Origin of the sequence: Streptomyces mayonensis, assembly GCF_018982965.1 — a bacterium.
Taxonomy (GTDB): Bacteria; Actinomycetota; Actinomycetes; order Streptomycetales; family Streptomycetaceae; genus Streptomyces; species Streptomyces mayonensis.
In genome coordinates, this window is the sequence record NZ_JACBYP010000010.1 from 103,821 (window position 1) to 118,159 (window position 14,339).

Consider the following 14,339-nt stretch of genomic DNA (forward strand, 5'->3'; position numbering starts at 1 on the left):
GTGCTCAGTCCAGCCACACCGTGTCGAACCTGGCCCAGTCCACGGTGTTGGGCGGGGCCTCCTGCACGCCGTGGGCGGTGCGCGACACGGCGTTCAGCCACTCGGGGTGCCCCCACAGCACCAGGCCGCCCCGGTCGCGCAGGTCCGTCTGCACCGCCCGGTACCGTGCGGTGCGCTTCTCGTCGTCCACCTCGGCACGTGCGGCCGTGAAGGCGTCGTCGAAGTCCTCGTGCTTCCAGGCGGTCTGGTTCTGCGGGGCGTCCGAGAGCAGCCGTTCGCCGATGTAGGTCGGTATCGTCATGGCGCCGCACCGGTGGTTGGTGACGGTGCCCTTGCTCAGCGCGTCCGTGAAGTACGACTCCGGCGGCCCGTTGACGATCTCCACCTTCAGGCCCGCCTCACCGGCCTGCTCGGTGAACAGATGGGCGGCCTGTGCGAAGCCGTCGGCGGCGGTGGAGGTGTAGAAGGTGACCTTCTTGTTGTACAGCCCGGTGCGCTTGAGCAGCCGCCGTGCCTCGGCCACGTCCTGCTCGCGCTGTTCGAGGCCGTCCGGGTAGTAGGTGTAGCCCTTGCCGAAGAGGTCGTTGCCGATCTCCGCGCGGCCCGCGCAGACCACGTCCACCAGCCGCTCGCGGTCCACGAACAGCTTCACGGCCATCGCCGCGTCCGGGTCGTCGAAGGGGGCCCGGTCGGTCTTCAGGGCGAAACCCTGCACCCCGCTGCGCTTCGCCGCCACCACCCGCACCCGGCTGTCGTGCGCGACCGTACGGGCGAAGGTGGGCGTCATCTCGTGCGCGAAGTGCACCTCGCCACTGCGCACGGCGGCGGCGCGTGCCTCGGACTCGGCGGACAGGATGCGTACTTCGTCCAGGAGCGGAGCCCCGTTCCAGTGGTCGTCGAAGCGGCGGCCGGTGAAACCGCGCCCCGCGGTGAACGAGGCGAACCGGAACGGGCCGGTGCCGACGGGCCTCGACGGGTCGTCCCAGCCGTCACGGACGACGGGCGTGCCGGTCATCGCCAGCTGGCTGGGCAGCTCGGCGTTGGGCCGGGAGAGCGCGATCTCCACCCCGCGCCTGCCCACCTTCCGGCAGTTGGCGAGGTCGACGTGGGAGAGGGAGTTCTTCGCCAGGTGGTCGGCGGCGTCGGGGTCGAGGATGCGGGACAGGCTGTACAGCACGTCGTCGGCGTCGAGGACGTGACCGTCGTGGAACCGCGCCTCGCGCAGTTCGAAGCGCCACACCCGGGCCTCGTCGTCGCTGGACCAGGAGCGGGCCAGCCGCGGCACCGGCCGCAGGGTCGAGTCCAGCTCGACGAGCTTGTCGAAGACGGCCTTGTGCCGGGCGATGTCGACGAACTGCCGCTGCGCGTGCGGGTCCATGGTCTCCTTGACGCCCGCGCCGGGGAACGCCGCAATCAGCGTCCCGCCCTTCCTGGGCGAGGACGAACCGGAGTCCGCGGACGAGCAGCCGGTGAGGAGACCGGCGCCTGTCGCGACCGCCGCGGCGAGCACACTGCGGCGGGTGGGGGTGACCGGCATGTGGGCGTACCTTCCTGCCTGTTGCTCCAGAACCACGGCATACGCATCCAATAAGTTATTGCAATGACTATGCAATAGCAGCAGGTGCGGGGCCTGTGTGGGACTGGTCACTCGGCACGCCGGCGTCGTCGCGCGCCCCGGCCGGCGACGACGCCCCTGTTCGTGCCTGTGCCGGTCATCCGCCGCCGAGTTGCCGGGCCAGTTCGGTGGCCTCGGCCTTGGTGTAACCGCCGGTGATCTGCATCTCCCCGCCGGGGATGGGAGCGAGCACCGCAGGCGCGCTGAGCAGGCGGTCACCGAACAGGATGGCGATCTGGTTCTGCGGGGTCTGCCTGCGGGATGCCGTGTCGGTGAGTTCCGTGAAGCGGCGGGCGTCCTGGTCCCGGAAGCTCATCGCGATCGTCCATGCGCCCGCCTGTTCGTCATACCTGGCGGAGACCGCGCGCAGCTTCTCGACGTTCATCCGGTCCGCGGCCTCGGTCGACACCGAGTAGCAGTTCTTGTGGTCGTCGGAGACGAACGTCGGCGGCGGCAGCGCGTCTGTGCACTCACCTGCCTCCGCCTGCCGCACCAGGGCCAGCCGCATCGCCTGAGCGGGCTCGTGCAGCGCGGTGCCGCTGCCGCCGGCGGCCGTGCCGCCGCCGTTCCCGTCCCCGTTGTCCGGCCGCAGGAACAGGTAGGCGCCCACCCCGGCCGCGGCGAGCAGGGCCAGGGTCAGGGCCAGCACCAGGGGGGTCCTCGCCGCCGGCGGCCCCGTCCGTCGTCGTGCCGCGATGGTCGGCCTCCTGGTGGCGGACGACTCGTCGGGCCTGGGCACGCGCTCCGTCACGGCTTCGGGGCCGACTCGCAGGCGGGCGGTGTCCGCCGCCTCGGTACGGCGCCGGCGGGCGCGCTCGATGGCCTGTGCCCAGTCCGGCGGAAGCCAGTCCGTGGCGCCGTGGGCCTCCGGCCGGAGTGCGAGCCACTGGCCGCACACCTGCAACAAGTCCTGCGGCGACGGGCGTTCGGCGGGATCGACGGTGAGGCACGGGCGGATCAGCGGGTCGAGATCCGTGGGCAGACCGTCCAGGCACAGGTCGCCCGAGGCGGCGCGGACCAGTTGTTCGAGGACGGTGCCCTCGTCCATGCCGCGGTAGGGGCTGCGGCCCGTGGCCAGATGGAAGAGGGTGGCACCGAACGAGAAGACGTCCGAGGCGGCGGTGGTGGGCTCGCCCCGTGCCTGCTCGGGCGCGGCGAAGGGGATGGTGCCCAGGGTGGCCTTGGTGCGCGTGAGGTCCGCCGCCTGCGAGATGCCGAAGTCGATCAGACGCGGACCGTCCTCGGGCAGCAGCACGTTGGACGGCTTGACGTCCCGGTGGACCAGGTTCTCCGCGTGGATGCTCTGCAGGGCCTCCGCCATTCCCGCCGCCACCCAGGGGAGTGACGCGGCGGGCAACGGCCCGCAGCCCTGCACCAGTTCCCCGAGAGAGGGGGCCGGGACGTACTCGGTGGCCATCCACGGGGAGGCGGCGTCGGGGTCGGCGTCGACGACGCTCGCGGTGAACGCCCCGCGCACCCTGCGGGCCAGCGCGACCTCGCGGGCGAAGCGCTTGCGGTCCGCCTCCGCCGTCGCGCCCTCTCCGGCGACGAGCATGGTCTTCACCGCCACGGTGCGGCCCCCGGGGGAACGGGCCAGGTACACCCGGCCCATACCGCCGCTGCCCAGCTCGGACAGCACGGTGTAGGGCCCGATCCTGCTCCCGGGCGGCACTGCGGCCGCCACCCCTGACTGCACTTGCGACACCTGTGCCTCCCCGATTTCCGTATGACGGTTCACCATACGGCGGCCGACAGGGGCCCCGCCGCAGTCGGCCGCGGCGGTCGGGAGCCGCGGCCGACCGGCCGGCAGCTCAGCCGGACGAGGCAGGCGGCGCACACGGTGTCCGGCCGTCCGGCCCGTGTGGGCGGTGTGGTGCACCGGTCACGCGACCACCGCCGCCCGCACGCACAGCACGTCCGGGAGGTGTGCGGCCAGTTGCTGCCAGCTGTCGCCGTCGTCGGGCGATGCGAACACCTCGCCGTTGCGGTTGCCGAAGTACACGCCCGTGCGTTCCGCGTCGTCCGTCGACAGCGCGTCGCGCAGCACCGTGCCGTAGTGGTCCTCCTGGGGCAGCCCGGCCGAGAGCGGCTCCCAGCTCTTTCCCGCGTCCCCGGTGCGGTAGACCCGGCACCGGCGGTCGGCCGGCACCCGGTCGGCGTCGGCGTTGATCGGGAAGACGTACGCCGTGTCGCCGCGGTGCGGGTGGGCGGCCACGGCGAAGCCGAACGTCGAGGGCAGGCCCTCGCCGATGTCTGTCCAGTGCCCGCCCGCGTCGTCGCTGCGGTACACCCCCCAGTGGTTCTGCAGGTAGAGGCGGTCCGGGGTGGCCGCGTCCCGCGCGACCTTGTGCACGCACTGGCCGAACTCCGGGTTCGGGTCCGGCAGGAAGACGGCCGAGACACCGGAGTTGGACGGGGCCCAGCTCGCGCCGCCGTCGGCGGTGCGGAACACGCCGGCGGTCGACACGGCGACCGTCACCGACTCGGGGTCCCGCGCGTCGGTGAGGACGGTGTGCAGCCCCTCGCCTCCGCCGCCCGGGACCCAGCGGGACCGCGTGGGGTGCTCCCACAGGGGACGGACCAGCTCGAAACTCTCGCCGCGGTCCTCCGAGCGGTACAACGCGGCCGGTTCCGTGCCCGCGTAGACCACGTCCGGCTCGGCGGCGGACGGATGCAGCTGCCACACCCGCTCCAGCGAGGCACCGGTGTCCTTGGGGAACCTGACGGCGGGCGCCCCCGGTTCGGTCCAGGTGCGGCCCAGGTCGTCCGAGTGGAACACCGACGGGCCCCAGTGCGCGCTGTCCCCTCCGGCCAGCAGCCGCGGGGTGCCGGCGCGGGTGTCGAGGGCGACCGAACAGACGGCCTGGGCGTTGAAGTAAGGACTCTCGTCGAACTCCCAGGAGCCACCCCGCCTGCGCCCGATGAACAGGCCCTTGCGGGTGCCCACGGCGAGCAGTACCTCGGTCATGCCGACCACCTCCGCGGCGTCCTCGTCGACGCCTTTGTCTCGGACACGGGCCAGTCTGCACCCGGGCACTGACAGTCACCTCTGGAGACACCGTCACCGCAGGTCACGGCGCTGGAGTGCGGTTCACCGAGGGGCGCGCGAGGCAGTTCGGCCGACGCTGGAGGAGCGGGCCCTCGCCCGCTGCCGCGCCCGCCCCGCTCAGCTCGTGGCCGGCAGCGCCCGCGCCAGGACGGCGCCGAGGCCGGCCGAGTCCGGCAGCGTGCCGAAGGAGTGCCCCCAGTCGCCGCCGAGCCGCGTCGCGCAGAAGGCGTCCGCGACGGCGGGCGGGGCGTGCCGGACCAGGAGGGAGGCCTGGAGGGTGAGGGCCATCAGCTCCACCAGCCGGCGGGCGCCGGTCTCGGAGGCCTCGGCGAGCCCTGTGCGCAGCCGGGACACGGCGGCGTCCAGCCGGGCGTCCGCGCCGCGGGCGAGCGCCAGCTCCTCGAACAGGGCGTGCCCGGCGGCGGGCGAGCGTCCCAGCGCCCGCAGCACGTCGAGGGCGTTCACGTTCCCCGAGCCCTCCCAGATCGACAGCAGCGGAGCCTCGCGGTAGTGGCGGGGCATGCCCGACTCCTCCACGTAGCCGTTGCCGCCCAGGCACTCCAGGGCCTCCGCGGTGAACGCCGGCCCCCGCTTGGTCACCCAGTACTTGCCGACGGCGGTGGCGATCCGCCGGAAGGCCGCCTCACCGGCGTCCCCGCGCACCGCGCGGTCCGCCGCTCCGGCGAGCCGCAGGGTGAGCGTCGTCGCGGCCTCGGACTCCAGCGCCAGGTCGGCCAGCACGTTGCGCATGAGCGGCTGGTCGACGAGCCGGGCGCCGAACGCGCTGCGGTGCCGCACGTGGTGACCGGCCTCGACCAGTGTCTTGCGCATCAGCGTCGCGGAGGACATCACGCAGTCCAGCCGGGTGCAGTTGACCATCTCGATGATCGTCTTGACGCCCCGGCCCTCGGGCCCCACGAGCCAGGCGACGGTGCCGTCGAACTCGGGCTCGGACGAGGCGTTGGACCGGTTGCCGAGCTTGTCCTTCAGCCGCTGGACGCGGAACGTGTTGCGGGTGCCGTCCGGCAGCACCCGCGGCACCAGGAAGCAGGAGAGCCCGTCGGGGGCCTGGGCCAGGACCAGGAAGACGTCGCACATCGGCGCCGACGTGAACCACTTGTGCCCGCGCAGCGTGTACACACCGGGCTCCGCGGTCGGCGTGGCCCTCGTGGAGTTCGTCCGGACGTCCGAGCCGCCCTGCTTCTCGGTCATCCCCATGCCGGCCAGCAGCCCGCGCTTCTCCGCGGGCGGCCGCAGACCCGGGTCGTACTCCCGCGCGGTCAGCAGCGGCTCGTAGACCTCGGCCAGCTCCGGCGCGGCGCGCAGCGCCGGGACCGCCGCGTACGTCATCGACGTCGGACACCCGTGGCCCGCCTCCGTGTGACCCCACACCAGCCCGCCCGCCGTACGCGCGACGTGGGCGCCGGGCCGGTCGTCCGCCCAGGGAGCGCCCGCCAGCCCCTCGCCGACCGCCACCCGCATCAGGCGGTGCCAGCTCGGGTGGTACTCGACCTCGTCGACCCGGTTCCCGTACCGGTCGTGCGTGCGCAGCACGGGCTCGTGGCGGTTGGCCAGGTCGCCCCACTCCTGTGCCTCCACGCTGCCGGCCCGCCTGCCGAGGCGCCGCAGGCCGTCCTCTGCCCATCCGGCGCCCTCGCGCCGCACGCCCTCCAGCAGGGCGTTGTCGTCGCAGGCGTCGTAGGGCGCAAGGGGAGGGGGCTGGTTGGTGACGTCGTGGGTGGCATGCCCCTCGGGACGGTCCGCGGCCTGCTCGTACGGCTCCTGCGCGAGTGTCGTCATGCCCCGAGTGTTGCACTGTTCCTGCGGCCGCAGCAATAGTGCAACACTCGGGCGCGCGTACAGTACGTGCTCATGTGGACGGACGACACGCGCCCGCGCGGATGAACGGTTTCGAGAATCCCGCGCCCGCGCGGACGAACGGTTTCGAGGGTTCCGCCCCCGCGTTGCGCCCGTTGTCCGCGCGGTCGGTCGTGCTGAGCCTGCTGCTGGGCACGCACCCCGCCGAGCTGCCGGCCCGGGACCTGGCGCGGCTCGTCGCGGGCTTCGGCGTCGGCGGCTCGACCCTGCGCGCGGCGCTCAGCCGCATGACGGCCGCCGGTGACCTCCTGCGCACCGGCACGGGCTACCGCCTCAGCGAGCGACTGCTGGAGCGCCAGCGGCGCCAGGACGAGTCCGTGCGTCCGCGCACGCGCGTGTGGGAGGGCGACTGGGAGCTGCTCGTGGTCACCGCGACCGGGCGCGGCCCCGCCGAGCGGGCGGAGCTGCGCGCCCGGCTGGCCGCCCTGCGCCTCGCCGAACTCCGCGAGGGCGTGTGGCTGCGCCCGGACAATCTCAGCCGTCCGCTGCCCGGCGAACTGGACCGGGTGGCCGAGCGTCTGGTCTCCCGCCCCGAGCGGGCCGCCCGTGACCTGGCCGCGCGGCTGTGGCCGCTGGACGCCTGGTCGGGCACCGCCCGCTCCCTGCTCGCCCGGGTGGAACGGGCCCACGGGCCCGCCGACCGGCTCATGGTCTTCGCGGCCGTCGTGCGCCACCTGCTGGCCGACCCGGTGCTGCCGGCGGAACTGCTCCCGCGCGACTGGCCCGGTGCGGCTCTGCGGGGCGCGTACACGGCCTACCAGCGGGAGCAGTCCGGTCAGGTCCGGGAGCGGGGCACCGGAACCTGACGCTCTCTCGTGGGCGCCGCCGGACGGCATGCCGGCATGCCGGACGAGACATGCACGGGGGTGCGTGTTCCTTTCGGATGGAGTGTGATCATTCGGTTACGTTGCGTATATGGTCGAAGCATCCTTCTTTGATCGTTCTCTTCAACTTTCCGATCGCTCTCCGGATGACGGGGAGATGTCCGTGCGGCACACCTGGCTGGTGCGGGAGGACGGTGCCACCGCCGCGTGGTTCGACGTCCGGCTCGCCTTCGCCGACGGGGCCCGGGTGGAAGCGCTCGCCGTCCTCTCCGGCCGGGAGGTGCGCATCGAGGACGTGCGGGCCGAGCCGCCCCTGTCCCTCGACGACTTCGCGGTGCTGGGCGAGTGGCTGGAGAGCCCGCTCTTCGAGGCCTGTGCGCCGGCTCCCGGCGGCGGCCCGGCCGTGTCACGGCGGGCCCGTCCCGCGTGGCCGGGCGGGACGGAGGGGCGCCGGCTCGTCGCACAGGAGTACCGGGCGGCCCGCGAGGAGGGCTGCGACCCGGTCCTCGCGGTGATGCGGGTGACCGGGCACAGCCGGCGCACGTCCCTCAGGCTGATCGGGCAGGCGCGCGACGAGGGTTTCCTGGCGCCACGCCGTGCCCGCCGCTGACTCCTCCCGGTACGCCGCCCCGTAGTCCGATACGCCGCCGGGCCCCTCCCGGTGCGCCGCCGGGCCCTTCCCGGGTGCGCCGGCGGACTCGTTCCTGCCGCGGCCCGCCGCCGGGCGCCCGGCGGCGGGCCGCTGTCAGAGCATGTCGCGCATCCGGGAGATCTCGCTCGTCTGCTGGGCGACCACGTCGTCCGCCATCTCCTCCACCTGCACGTTGTTGCCCTGTGACTTCACGTCCGTGGCCATGGAGATCGCGCCCTCGTGGTGAGTGATCATCAGCGTCAGGAACAACTGGTCGAACGCCTTCCCCCGTGCCGCGCGCAACTTCTCCAACTGGGCCTCGGTCGCCATCCCCGGCATGGCGGCGTGGTCGTGGCCGCCGCCCGTCTCCTTCTCGCCGTGGTTGGTCAGCCAGCCCCTCATCGCCTCGATCTCGGGCCCCTGTGCCGCGGAAATGCGTTCGGCCAGCTTCTTGACCCGGCCGGACTCCGCCTGCTCCGGGGCGAGTCCGGTCATCTCCAGCGCCTGGGCGTGGTGCTGGATCATCATGCGCGCGTACGAGACGTCCGCCGAGTTGGGGGAGTCGTCGTCGGCGCGGTGCTTCTCGGCGTCCTCCGCGGACAGTGTCCGGTTGCCCTCGCCCGGCTTGCCGGGGGCGATCACCGACGGCCCGGCCGCAGCGGCCGGCCCGTTGTCCGAGTCCGAGTCGCAGGCCGTCAGGCCCAGCGCGGCCACGGCGGTCAGTGCTGCCGTGACGAGCGGCGCGGCGGACATCGCGGGGCGGAAGGACACGACAACCTCCTGTGGAGTCGGGGCGCTCCCTCCGGAGGAGGGGTGCGGAGCGTCTTGTGGGTGCGATGACCGTCCTAGCACGCTTCCGCGCGTCAGTGATCAGAAAACTTCGTTGCGTGTTTGTTGCCCCCTGTTGATATGAGCATGTCGAAGACGATACTGCGGGGGTGCGTGAACCGTTCCGGACGGGAACGGACGTAGGGAGGAAGCAGTGACCCTGTTGAACGACCCGCGAACGCGGCGCAGACGCCTGGGAGTCGGGGCTGCCGCCGCCGGACTGCTCGCCGCGCTGCTCACCGCCGGCCCGGCCGTCGCCACCCCCGACCCCGGGGACGGCCCGGCCACGTCGAAGGAGGTGTCGAAGAGCGCGCGCGCCGAGGTCCGCGACGCCATCGAGAACGGCGAGATACCCGGTCAGGACGAGGTGGTCCACTCCGACAACATCGAGCACCTGACCAACATCCCCAAGGACGTGCTGCCCGGCACCAATTCGGACCTGGCCTTCCAGGGCCGGTACGCCTTCGCCGGCAACTACGACGGCTTCCGCATCTTCGACATCAAGAACCCGAAGAAGCCGAAGACCGTCGCCCAGGTGCTGTGCCCCGGGTCGCAGAACGACATCTCGGTCTCCGGGAACCTGCTGTTCCTGTCGACCGACTCCTCGCGCAGCGACAGCAGTTGCAACAGCACCACCCAGCCCGCTACGGAGAAGTCCTCCTGGGAGGGCATGAAGGTCTTCGACATCAGCGACAAGCGGAACCCGAAGTACGTCGCCGCCGTCGAGACCGCCTGCGGCTCGCACACCCACACGCTGGTGCCCGAGCGCAAGAACGTCTACATCTACGTCTCGTCGTACTCGCCGAACGCCGCCTACCCCGACTGCCAGCCCCCGCACGACGGGATCTCCGTCATCAAGGTGCCGCGCAAGGCACCCGAGCGGGCGGCCCTGGTGGGCTTCCCCGTGCTGTTCCCCGGTGAGGGCCCCGACGGCGGCGGCAACCCGGGCGCGCCCACCAACCCGGGCGTCTCCAAGACCACCGGCTGCCACGACATCACCGTCCTGCCCTCCGAGGACCTCGCGGCGGGCGCCTGCATGGGCGACGGCATCCTGTTCTCCATCAAGGACCCCGAGCGCCCGAAGGTCATCGACCGTGTCCAGGACAACGTGAACTTCGCGTTCTGGCACTCGGCGACCTTCAACCAGAAGGCGAACAAGGTCGTGTTCACCGACGAGCTGGGCGGTGGCGGCGCCGCCACCTGCAACGCGGAGATCGGCCCGAACCGCGGCGCCGACGGCATCTACGACATCGCCGGCCGGGGCGACCACCGCAAGCTGGTCTTCCGCAGCTACTTCAAGATCCCGCGCCACCAGGCCGACACCGAGAACTGCGTCGCCCACAACGGCTCGCTGATCCCGGTCAAGGGCAAGGACATCATGGTCCAGGCCTGGTACCAGGGCGGCGTCTCCGTCTGGGAGTTCACCGACTCCTCGCGGCCCAGGGAGATCGCCTACTTCGAGCGGGGTCCGCTGACCACCGACGAGATGACCACGGGCGGTTCCTGGTCGGCGTACTACTACAACGGCTACATCTACTCGAACGACATCGCCAAGGGCTTCGACGTCCTCAAGCTCAGCGACCGGCGCACCGACCCGGCCCAGCGGGTCCGTCTGCAGGAGCTCAACACGCAGACACAGCCGGACTACTTCGACTGAGCCGGTGGTTCCGCCGGACCGGCCGGGTCCGGCGGAACGGGCGCGCCCGTCGCGAAGAACCGCGACAGGTCCGTGTCGCACGCCGTCCCGCCGGGCGCCGCGGCGTCCGGCGGGACGCCCAGCCCGCGATCCAGCCGGTAGCGCCGGAACAGCTCGGCGCGCAGTTCCGGCAGCGGCATCGGCGCTCCGGGCATCAGGGCCGCGTAGACGGCACCCATCAGCTGCGCGCGCAGCATCGGGTAGTCACGGTCGGCATCCCGGGAGCCGTGCCGGACCACGGTGTCGCGCAGCAGCTCCGCCAGCCGCCGCTGCTCCGGGCAGTGCACGAAGCCCACCTCGGCCTGGAGCAGGCCCGCCATGTGCTGGCGCATGAGCACCGGCCGGTCCCGGGCCAGCCCCAGGATCGCGTCGATGGCCCGGGCCATCCGTTCCGGCCCGTCGGCCGTGCGCGGCTCGCGCTCCAGCGCCTCTTCCAGGGTGCGGTGCATCAGCCGGTGCACCGCTGACTGCACCAACTGGCGCTTGCCGGGGAAGTAGTACGAGACCAGTCCGCGCGCCGAGCCCGCACGGTCGCTGATGTCGCCCAGGGTGGTCGCCTCGTAGCCGTGCTCGCCCACCAGCTCCACGGCCGCGTGCAGGAGCCGTTCCTTCGAACGCCGCCGCAATTCTTCATTGACCGAGGCGCTGCGCGGGGACATGCTGTACTCCTGCGTTGACTGGCTGGCAGCCAACTATACTCGGCGCAGACGGACCGGCCTGAAGGGTCCGGTCCGGTCACCGTCTGCCTCGGGCGACGCGGGGGATCGTCCGAGGCGGGCGGATTGCCCAACCGGTTGCCTCGGGCTACGAGATTGAGCCGCTCCCAGTGCTGTTCCGCTCCCGGTGCTGTTCCGTTCCGGCCCCGGTCAGGGCACCAGGTCGAGCACGGGTCGCAGTCCCGCGGGACGCTCGGCGACCGGCAGATGGTCCACGAAGTGCACCGAGCAGCCGAGGGAGGCAGCCCCGCCGTCCGCGTGCCGGTCGTCGCCCACCATCAGCGTCCCGTCGGGGTCGGCGCCCAGCGCGGCGCAGGCCACGGAGAACAGCCGCGCGTCGGGTTTGCGGATGCCGTGCTCGTACGACAGGACGTACGTGTCCACGTACCGGTCGAGCCCGTGCGCGCGGAAGACCGGCCGCAGGTCCCAGCCGATGTTGCTGACCACGCCCACCGCCACGCCGTGCCCGCGCAGCGTGTCCAGTACCTCGGCGGCGTCGGGGTACGGGCTCCACGCGTCCGGCGTCATGTGCCGCTCGTACAGCGCGTCGTGCAGACGCGGCTCGGGCAGCGGCACCCGCCGGGAGAGTCCGGTGTACGCGGCCCGGTGCAGCTCGGCACTCTGGTCGCGGACCCGCCACACCTCGGCGAGTTCCGCGGGCACCCGCTGCGGCGGGGCCCCGCCCGGCAGCGCTCCCGCCGACTGCAGGGCCCGAGCCGTCCGGGCGAACTCCGGGGCGGGCATGGCCAGCCCGGCGCCGTCGAGTGCCGCCCGCAGCCAGGCGTCGGTGGACTCGATCCGGAACAGCGTCCCGGAGAAGTCGAAGAGAACGGCCGCCATGGGTGTGATCCTAGGTGCGGAGGCCCGTGCGGAGGCAAGGGGGCAGGCGCGAGTGCCTTGTGTGGCGGGGGCGTTCACGGGTGCCGGCGCCGGTGCACCAGGACCGCCGGCACCACGAGCAGCGCGCCCAGGAGCCAGCCGCCGACGACGTCCGTGGCCCAGTGGACGCCGAGCCACACCCGTGTCACGCCGACGCCCGTCACGGAGACCACGGCGACGGCCAGGGCGGTCCGGCGCAGGCCGCGGGCGGCGCCGCAGTGGTGGACCAGCCAGACCAGCAGTCCGCACACGAACGTCGCGGTCATGGCGTGTCCGGAGGGGAAGGCCGCGTAGTGCGCCGAGTCCACGGGGTCGGGCCAGACCGGGCGGGGCCGGTCGACCAGTGCCTTCAGGGCCTGCTGGAGGAGGCTGCCCACCAGGCAGGCCGCTCCCAGCCAGACCGCGGTCCACCGGTCACCGCGCCGCCACAGCCACCACACGACCACCGCGCACAGCAGTCGCATCGTCCACGTGTCCCAGACCCAGTCGGTGAGGATCCGCATCGCGTGTGTCACGCCGGGTTCGTCGACGGCCCAGCGGTGCGTGGCGGTGGCGATGCCGTCGTCGATGCGGATCAGCGGGCCCCACTCGGCGGCCACCAGCGCCGTCAGCAGCGCGGCGCACACCGCCGGCGCCCAGACGAGGCGGAGGGCGGTGCGCGGCTGCGGCGGGGCGGGCCGGGAGCCGGCCGACGGCGTCTGCATGCTGCGATCCTCGCCGACCCGCGGGCTCAGGGGCCAGTCCGGCGTCCGCGTCCGGCACCGGACGCGAGCCACCGCGGGGACCCGCCCGCGCCGGCACCTGCGGCGGACCCCGGGGGCCGAGGGGCTCGCCCGGCGGGACGCGTCGCAGGCCGTCCGCGGCACCGAGTCACCCGGGCACGTCCAGGAGAGGGCGCTGCCTTCCCCGCGTCCGCTGCCTGACTGCCGGATCCCCTTTCATCCCAGCGCCCGCAGTCCCGGGGCCAGCGCCACCAGTACCGGTACCGCCGGGACGAGGGCGCCCGCCGCCGTCAGCCGCAGCCGGCGGGCCGCGGGGAGCCGGTCCGGCTCGGTGAGCAACCGGTTGACCCGCTGGGGCACTTGACCGTGGGCCGTCGGGCACGGGCCGAACACGCCCCGGTCCTCGTTGAGTTCGACCAGGGCCAGCGCGGTGGTCAGCCGTCCGAAGCGCCGTGAGGCCACGTCGTCGGCGGCGAGTTCGACCAGGCGGTGCATCTCGTCGCGGAACGCGGCGAAGACCGGGACCTGCGGGAACCCGTCGGCCAGCGCGGCGGAGCAGTGCAGCAGCCAGTCGTGCCGCGCCTGGGCGTGCCCCTTCTCGTGGGCGAGGACCGCGTCCAGCTGGCGGCCCCCGAGGCGGCGCAGCGCGGCGGTGGTGACCACCAGCTGCGGGGGCGTTCCCGGCAGCCACCAGGCGTCCGGCCGTTCGCCCTCCAGGACGACGAGCCGGTCCGGGCCGGGATTCTCGCCGGGCAGCAGCGGAGCCCGGTGCAGGAGTTCTGCCCGGCGCAGCCGGCGCCTGGCCCGGGCCCGGACGATCTCCCTCGTCAGCATCACGCCGCTCCACAGCCCGCCGCAGGCCAGGGCGACGGCCGTTGTGCCCGCCCAGAGGCCGGACGTACCGAGCGCGTAGGCCTCTACCACCCGGCCGGGTGCCGTGGCGAAGACGGGACCGCCCACCGCGTGCCACGCCGCCGCCGCGCTGAAGGTCATCGACAGCGCGCAGCACACGAGTACGGCCGCCACCACGCACTGCCAGACCCACAGCGCGACCACCGGTTCGCGGTCCGGCCAGTCCGCCCGGGCGAGCAGCCTCGGGGCGAGCACGGCCGTCAGGGCGCCGAGCAGCAGCAGTGCCGCGGGGAGAATCATGGGAGCAGCCTATGAGCGCCGCGCCACCGGCGGTGCGGCCTGCCGCGCAAAGTGACGCAGGCAACGATTGCGCACGGCTCACACCGGGCAACCCGCAGACTCCGCCCCCGCGCGGCGCACCCCGGGGCCACCGCACACGTCCCGCCCCATTCCGGGCGGCGCCCCCCCGGACCACTGCGCACGTCACCCGATTCCGGGCGGCGCCTCCCGGGCCACTGCGCACGTCGCCCCCATTCCGCGCGGCGGATCCCGGGCCACCGCGCACGTCGCCCCGCACCGTGCCGCCCTCGACGACGAGGTGGTCGACGCGGTGGCGGTGGTGGACGGTGAGCAGCCCGTCGCGCACGGC

At 73.3% G+C, this 14,339-nt stretch carries 12 protein-coding genes and 1 pseudogene; 4 read left to right on the forward strand and 9 right to left on the reverse strand.

What is annotated here, in order from left to right:
• Positions 1–4: 4 nt before the first annotated feature.
• The 4 genes from HZS56_RS06035 to HZS56_RS06050 all read right to left on the reverse strand — a co-directional run bounded on the left by HZS56_RS06035 (position 5) and on the right by HZS56_RS06050 (position 6,464).
• A complete protein-coding gene (locus HZS56_RS06035; RefSeq protein ID WP_216719648.1) occupies positions 5–1,537 on the reverse strand; it encodes an ABC transporter substrate-binding protein in 1,533 nt (510 codons plus the stop codon).
• A gap of 175 nt (positions 1,538–1,712) precedes the next feature.
• Positions 1,713–3,320, reverse strand: a complete 1,608-nt coding sequence (locus tag HZS56_RS38015) for a serine/threonine-protein kinase (RefSeq protein ID WP_308408004.1) — start codon at positions 3,318–3,320, stop codon at positions 1,713–1,715.
• Positions 3,321–3,497: 177 nt separating this feature from the next.
• Entirely contained in the window at positions 3,498–4,652 is a 1,155-nt protein-coding gene (locus HZS56_RS06045) for a WD40/YVTN/BNR-like repeat-containing protein (RefSeq protein ID WP_216719649.1), read from the reverse strand.
• Positions 4,653–4,781: 129 nt separating this feature from the next.
• The gene (locus HZS56_RS06050) at positions 4,782–6,464 is read right to left on the reverse strand and encodes a DNA alkylation response protein (protein WP_216719650.1); all 1,683 of its coding nucleotides are present in this window, start codon (positions 6,462–6,464) and stop codon (positions 4,782–4,784) included.
• Positions 6,465–6,565: 101 nt separating this feature from the next.
• On the opposite strand from HZS56_RS06050, the gene HZS56_RS06055 reads away from it, so the two are divergent.
• Positions 6,566–7,348, forward strand: coding sequence for a PaaX family transcriptional regulator C-terminal domain-containing protein (locus HZS56_RS06055; RefSeq protein WP_216719663.1), 783 nt, complete (start codon positions 6,566–6,568; stop codon positions 7,346–7,348).
• A gap of 175 nt (positions 7,349–7,523) precedes the next feature.
• The gene (locus HZS56_RS06060; protein ID WP_216719651.1) at positions 7,524–7,976 is read left to right on the forward strand and encodes a DUF6214 family protein; all 453 of its coding nucleotides are present in this window, start codon (positions 7,524–7,526) and stop codon (positions 7,974–7,976) included.
• Between the two features lie 135 nt (positions 7,977–8,111).
• Here HZS56_RS06060 and HZS56_RS06065 read toward each other — a convergent pair whose 3' ends face one another.
• Positions 8,112–8,768 (reverse strand): DUF305 domain-containing protein, encoded by a 657-nt coding sequence (locus HZS56_RS06065; protein ID WP_308408005.1) that lies wholly within the window; start codon positions 8,766–8,768, stop codon positions 8,112–8,114.
• 211 nt (positions 8,769–8,979) lie between these two features.
• On the opposite strand from HZS56_RS06065, the gene HZS56_RS06070 reads away from it, so the two are divergent.
• Positions 8,980–10,482, forward strand: a complete 1,503-nt coding sequence (locus tag HZS56_RS06070) for an LVIVD repeat-containing protein (RefSeq protein ID WP_216719652.1) — start codon at positions 8,980–8,982, stop codon at positions 10,480–10,482.
• Here HZS56_RS06070 and HZS56_RS06075 read toward each other — a convergent pair.
• The 4 genes from HZS56_RS06075 to HZS56_RS06090 form a co-directional block, all read right to left on the reverse strand.
• Positions 10,470–11,180 (reverse strand): TetR/AcrR family transcriptional regulator, encoded by a 711-nt coding sequence (locus HZS56_RS06075; RefSeq protein WP_216719653.1) that lies wholly within the window; start codon positions 11,178–11,180, stop codon positions 10,470–10,472. The two genes, HZS56_RS06070 and HZS56_RS06075, sit on opposite strands and share 13 nt — an antisense overlap.
• Positions 11,181–11,387: 207 nt before the next feature.
• Positions 11,388–12,077, reverse strand: a complete 690-nt coding sequence (locus HZS56_RS06080; RefSeq protein ID WP_216719654.1) for an HAD family hydrolase — start codon at positions 12,075–12,077, stop codon at positions 11,388–11,390.
• A 74-nt stretch (positions 12,078–12,151) separates the two neighbouring features.
• Positions 12,152–12,820, reverse strand: a complete 669-nt coding sequence (locus HZS56_RS06085; protein WP_216719655.1) for a phosphatase PAP2 family protein — start codon at positions 12,818–12,820, stop codon at positions 12,152–12,154.
• A gap of 234 nt (positions 12,821–13,054) precedes the next feature.
• Positions 13,055–13,990: a M56 family metallopeptidase gene (locus HZS56_RS06090; protein WP_216719656.1), complete on the reverse strand. Its 936-nt coding sequence runs from the start codon at positions 13,988–13,990 to the stop codon at positions 13,055–13,057.
• A gap of 67 nt (positions 13,991–14,057) precedes the next feature.
• Here HZS56_RS06090 and HZS56_RS06095 point away from each other — a divergent pair.
• Positions 14,058–14,339, forward strand: a pseudogene (locus HZS56_RS06095) (hypothetical protein); the annotation flags it as partial.

Bases quoted from the DNA above. Each gene is read 5' to 3' on its own strand.
- HZS56_RS06035 (WP_216719648.1), bottom strand. From the start codon at position 1,537: ATGCCGGTCACCCCCACCCGCCGCAGTGTGCTCGCCGCGGCGGTCGCG.
- HZS56_RS06050 (WP_216719650.1), bottom strand. From the start codon at position 6,464: ATGACGACACTCGCGCAGGAGCCGTACGAGCAGGCCGCGGACCGTCCC.
- HZS56_RS06055 (WP_216719663.1), top strand. From the start codon at position 6,566: ATGAACGGTTTCGAGAATCCCGCGCCCGCGCGGACGAACGGTTTCGAG.
- HZS56_RS06060 (WP_216719651.1), top strand. From the start codon at position 7,524: ATGTCCGTGCGGCACACCTGGCTGGTGCGGGAGGACGGTGCCACCGCC.
- HZS56_RS06075 (WP_216719653.1), bottom strand. From the start codon at position 11,180: ATGTCCCCGCGCAGCGCCTCGGTCAATGAAGAATTGCGGCGGCGTTCG.
- HZS56_RS06080 (WP_216719654.1), bottom strand. From the start codon at position 12,077: ATGGCGGCCGTTCTCTTCGACTTCTCCGGGACGCTGTTCCGGATCGAG.
- HZS56_RS06085 (WP_216719655.1), bottom strand. From the start codon at position 12,820: ATGCAGACGCCGTCGGCCGGCTCCCGGCCCGCCCCGCCGCAGCCGCGC.
- HZS56_RS06090 (WP_216719656.1), bottom strand. From the start codon at position 13,990: ATGATTCTCCCCGCGGCACTGCTGCTGCTCGGCGCCCTGACGGCCGTG.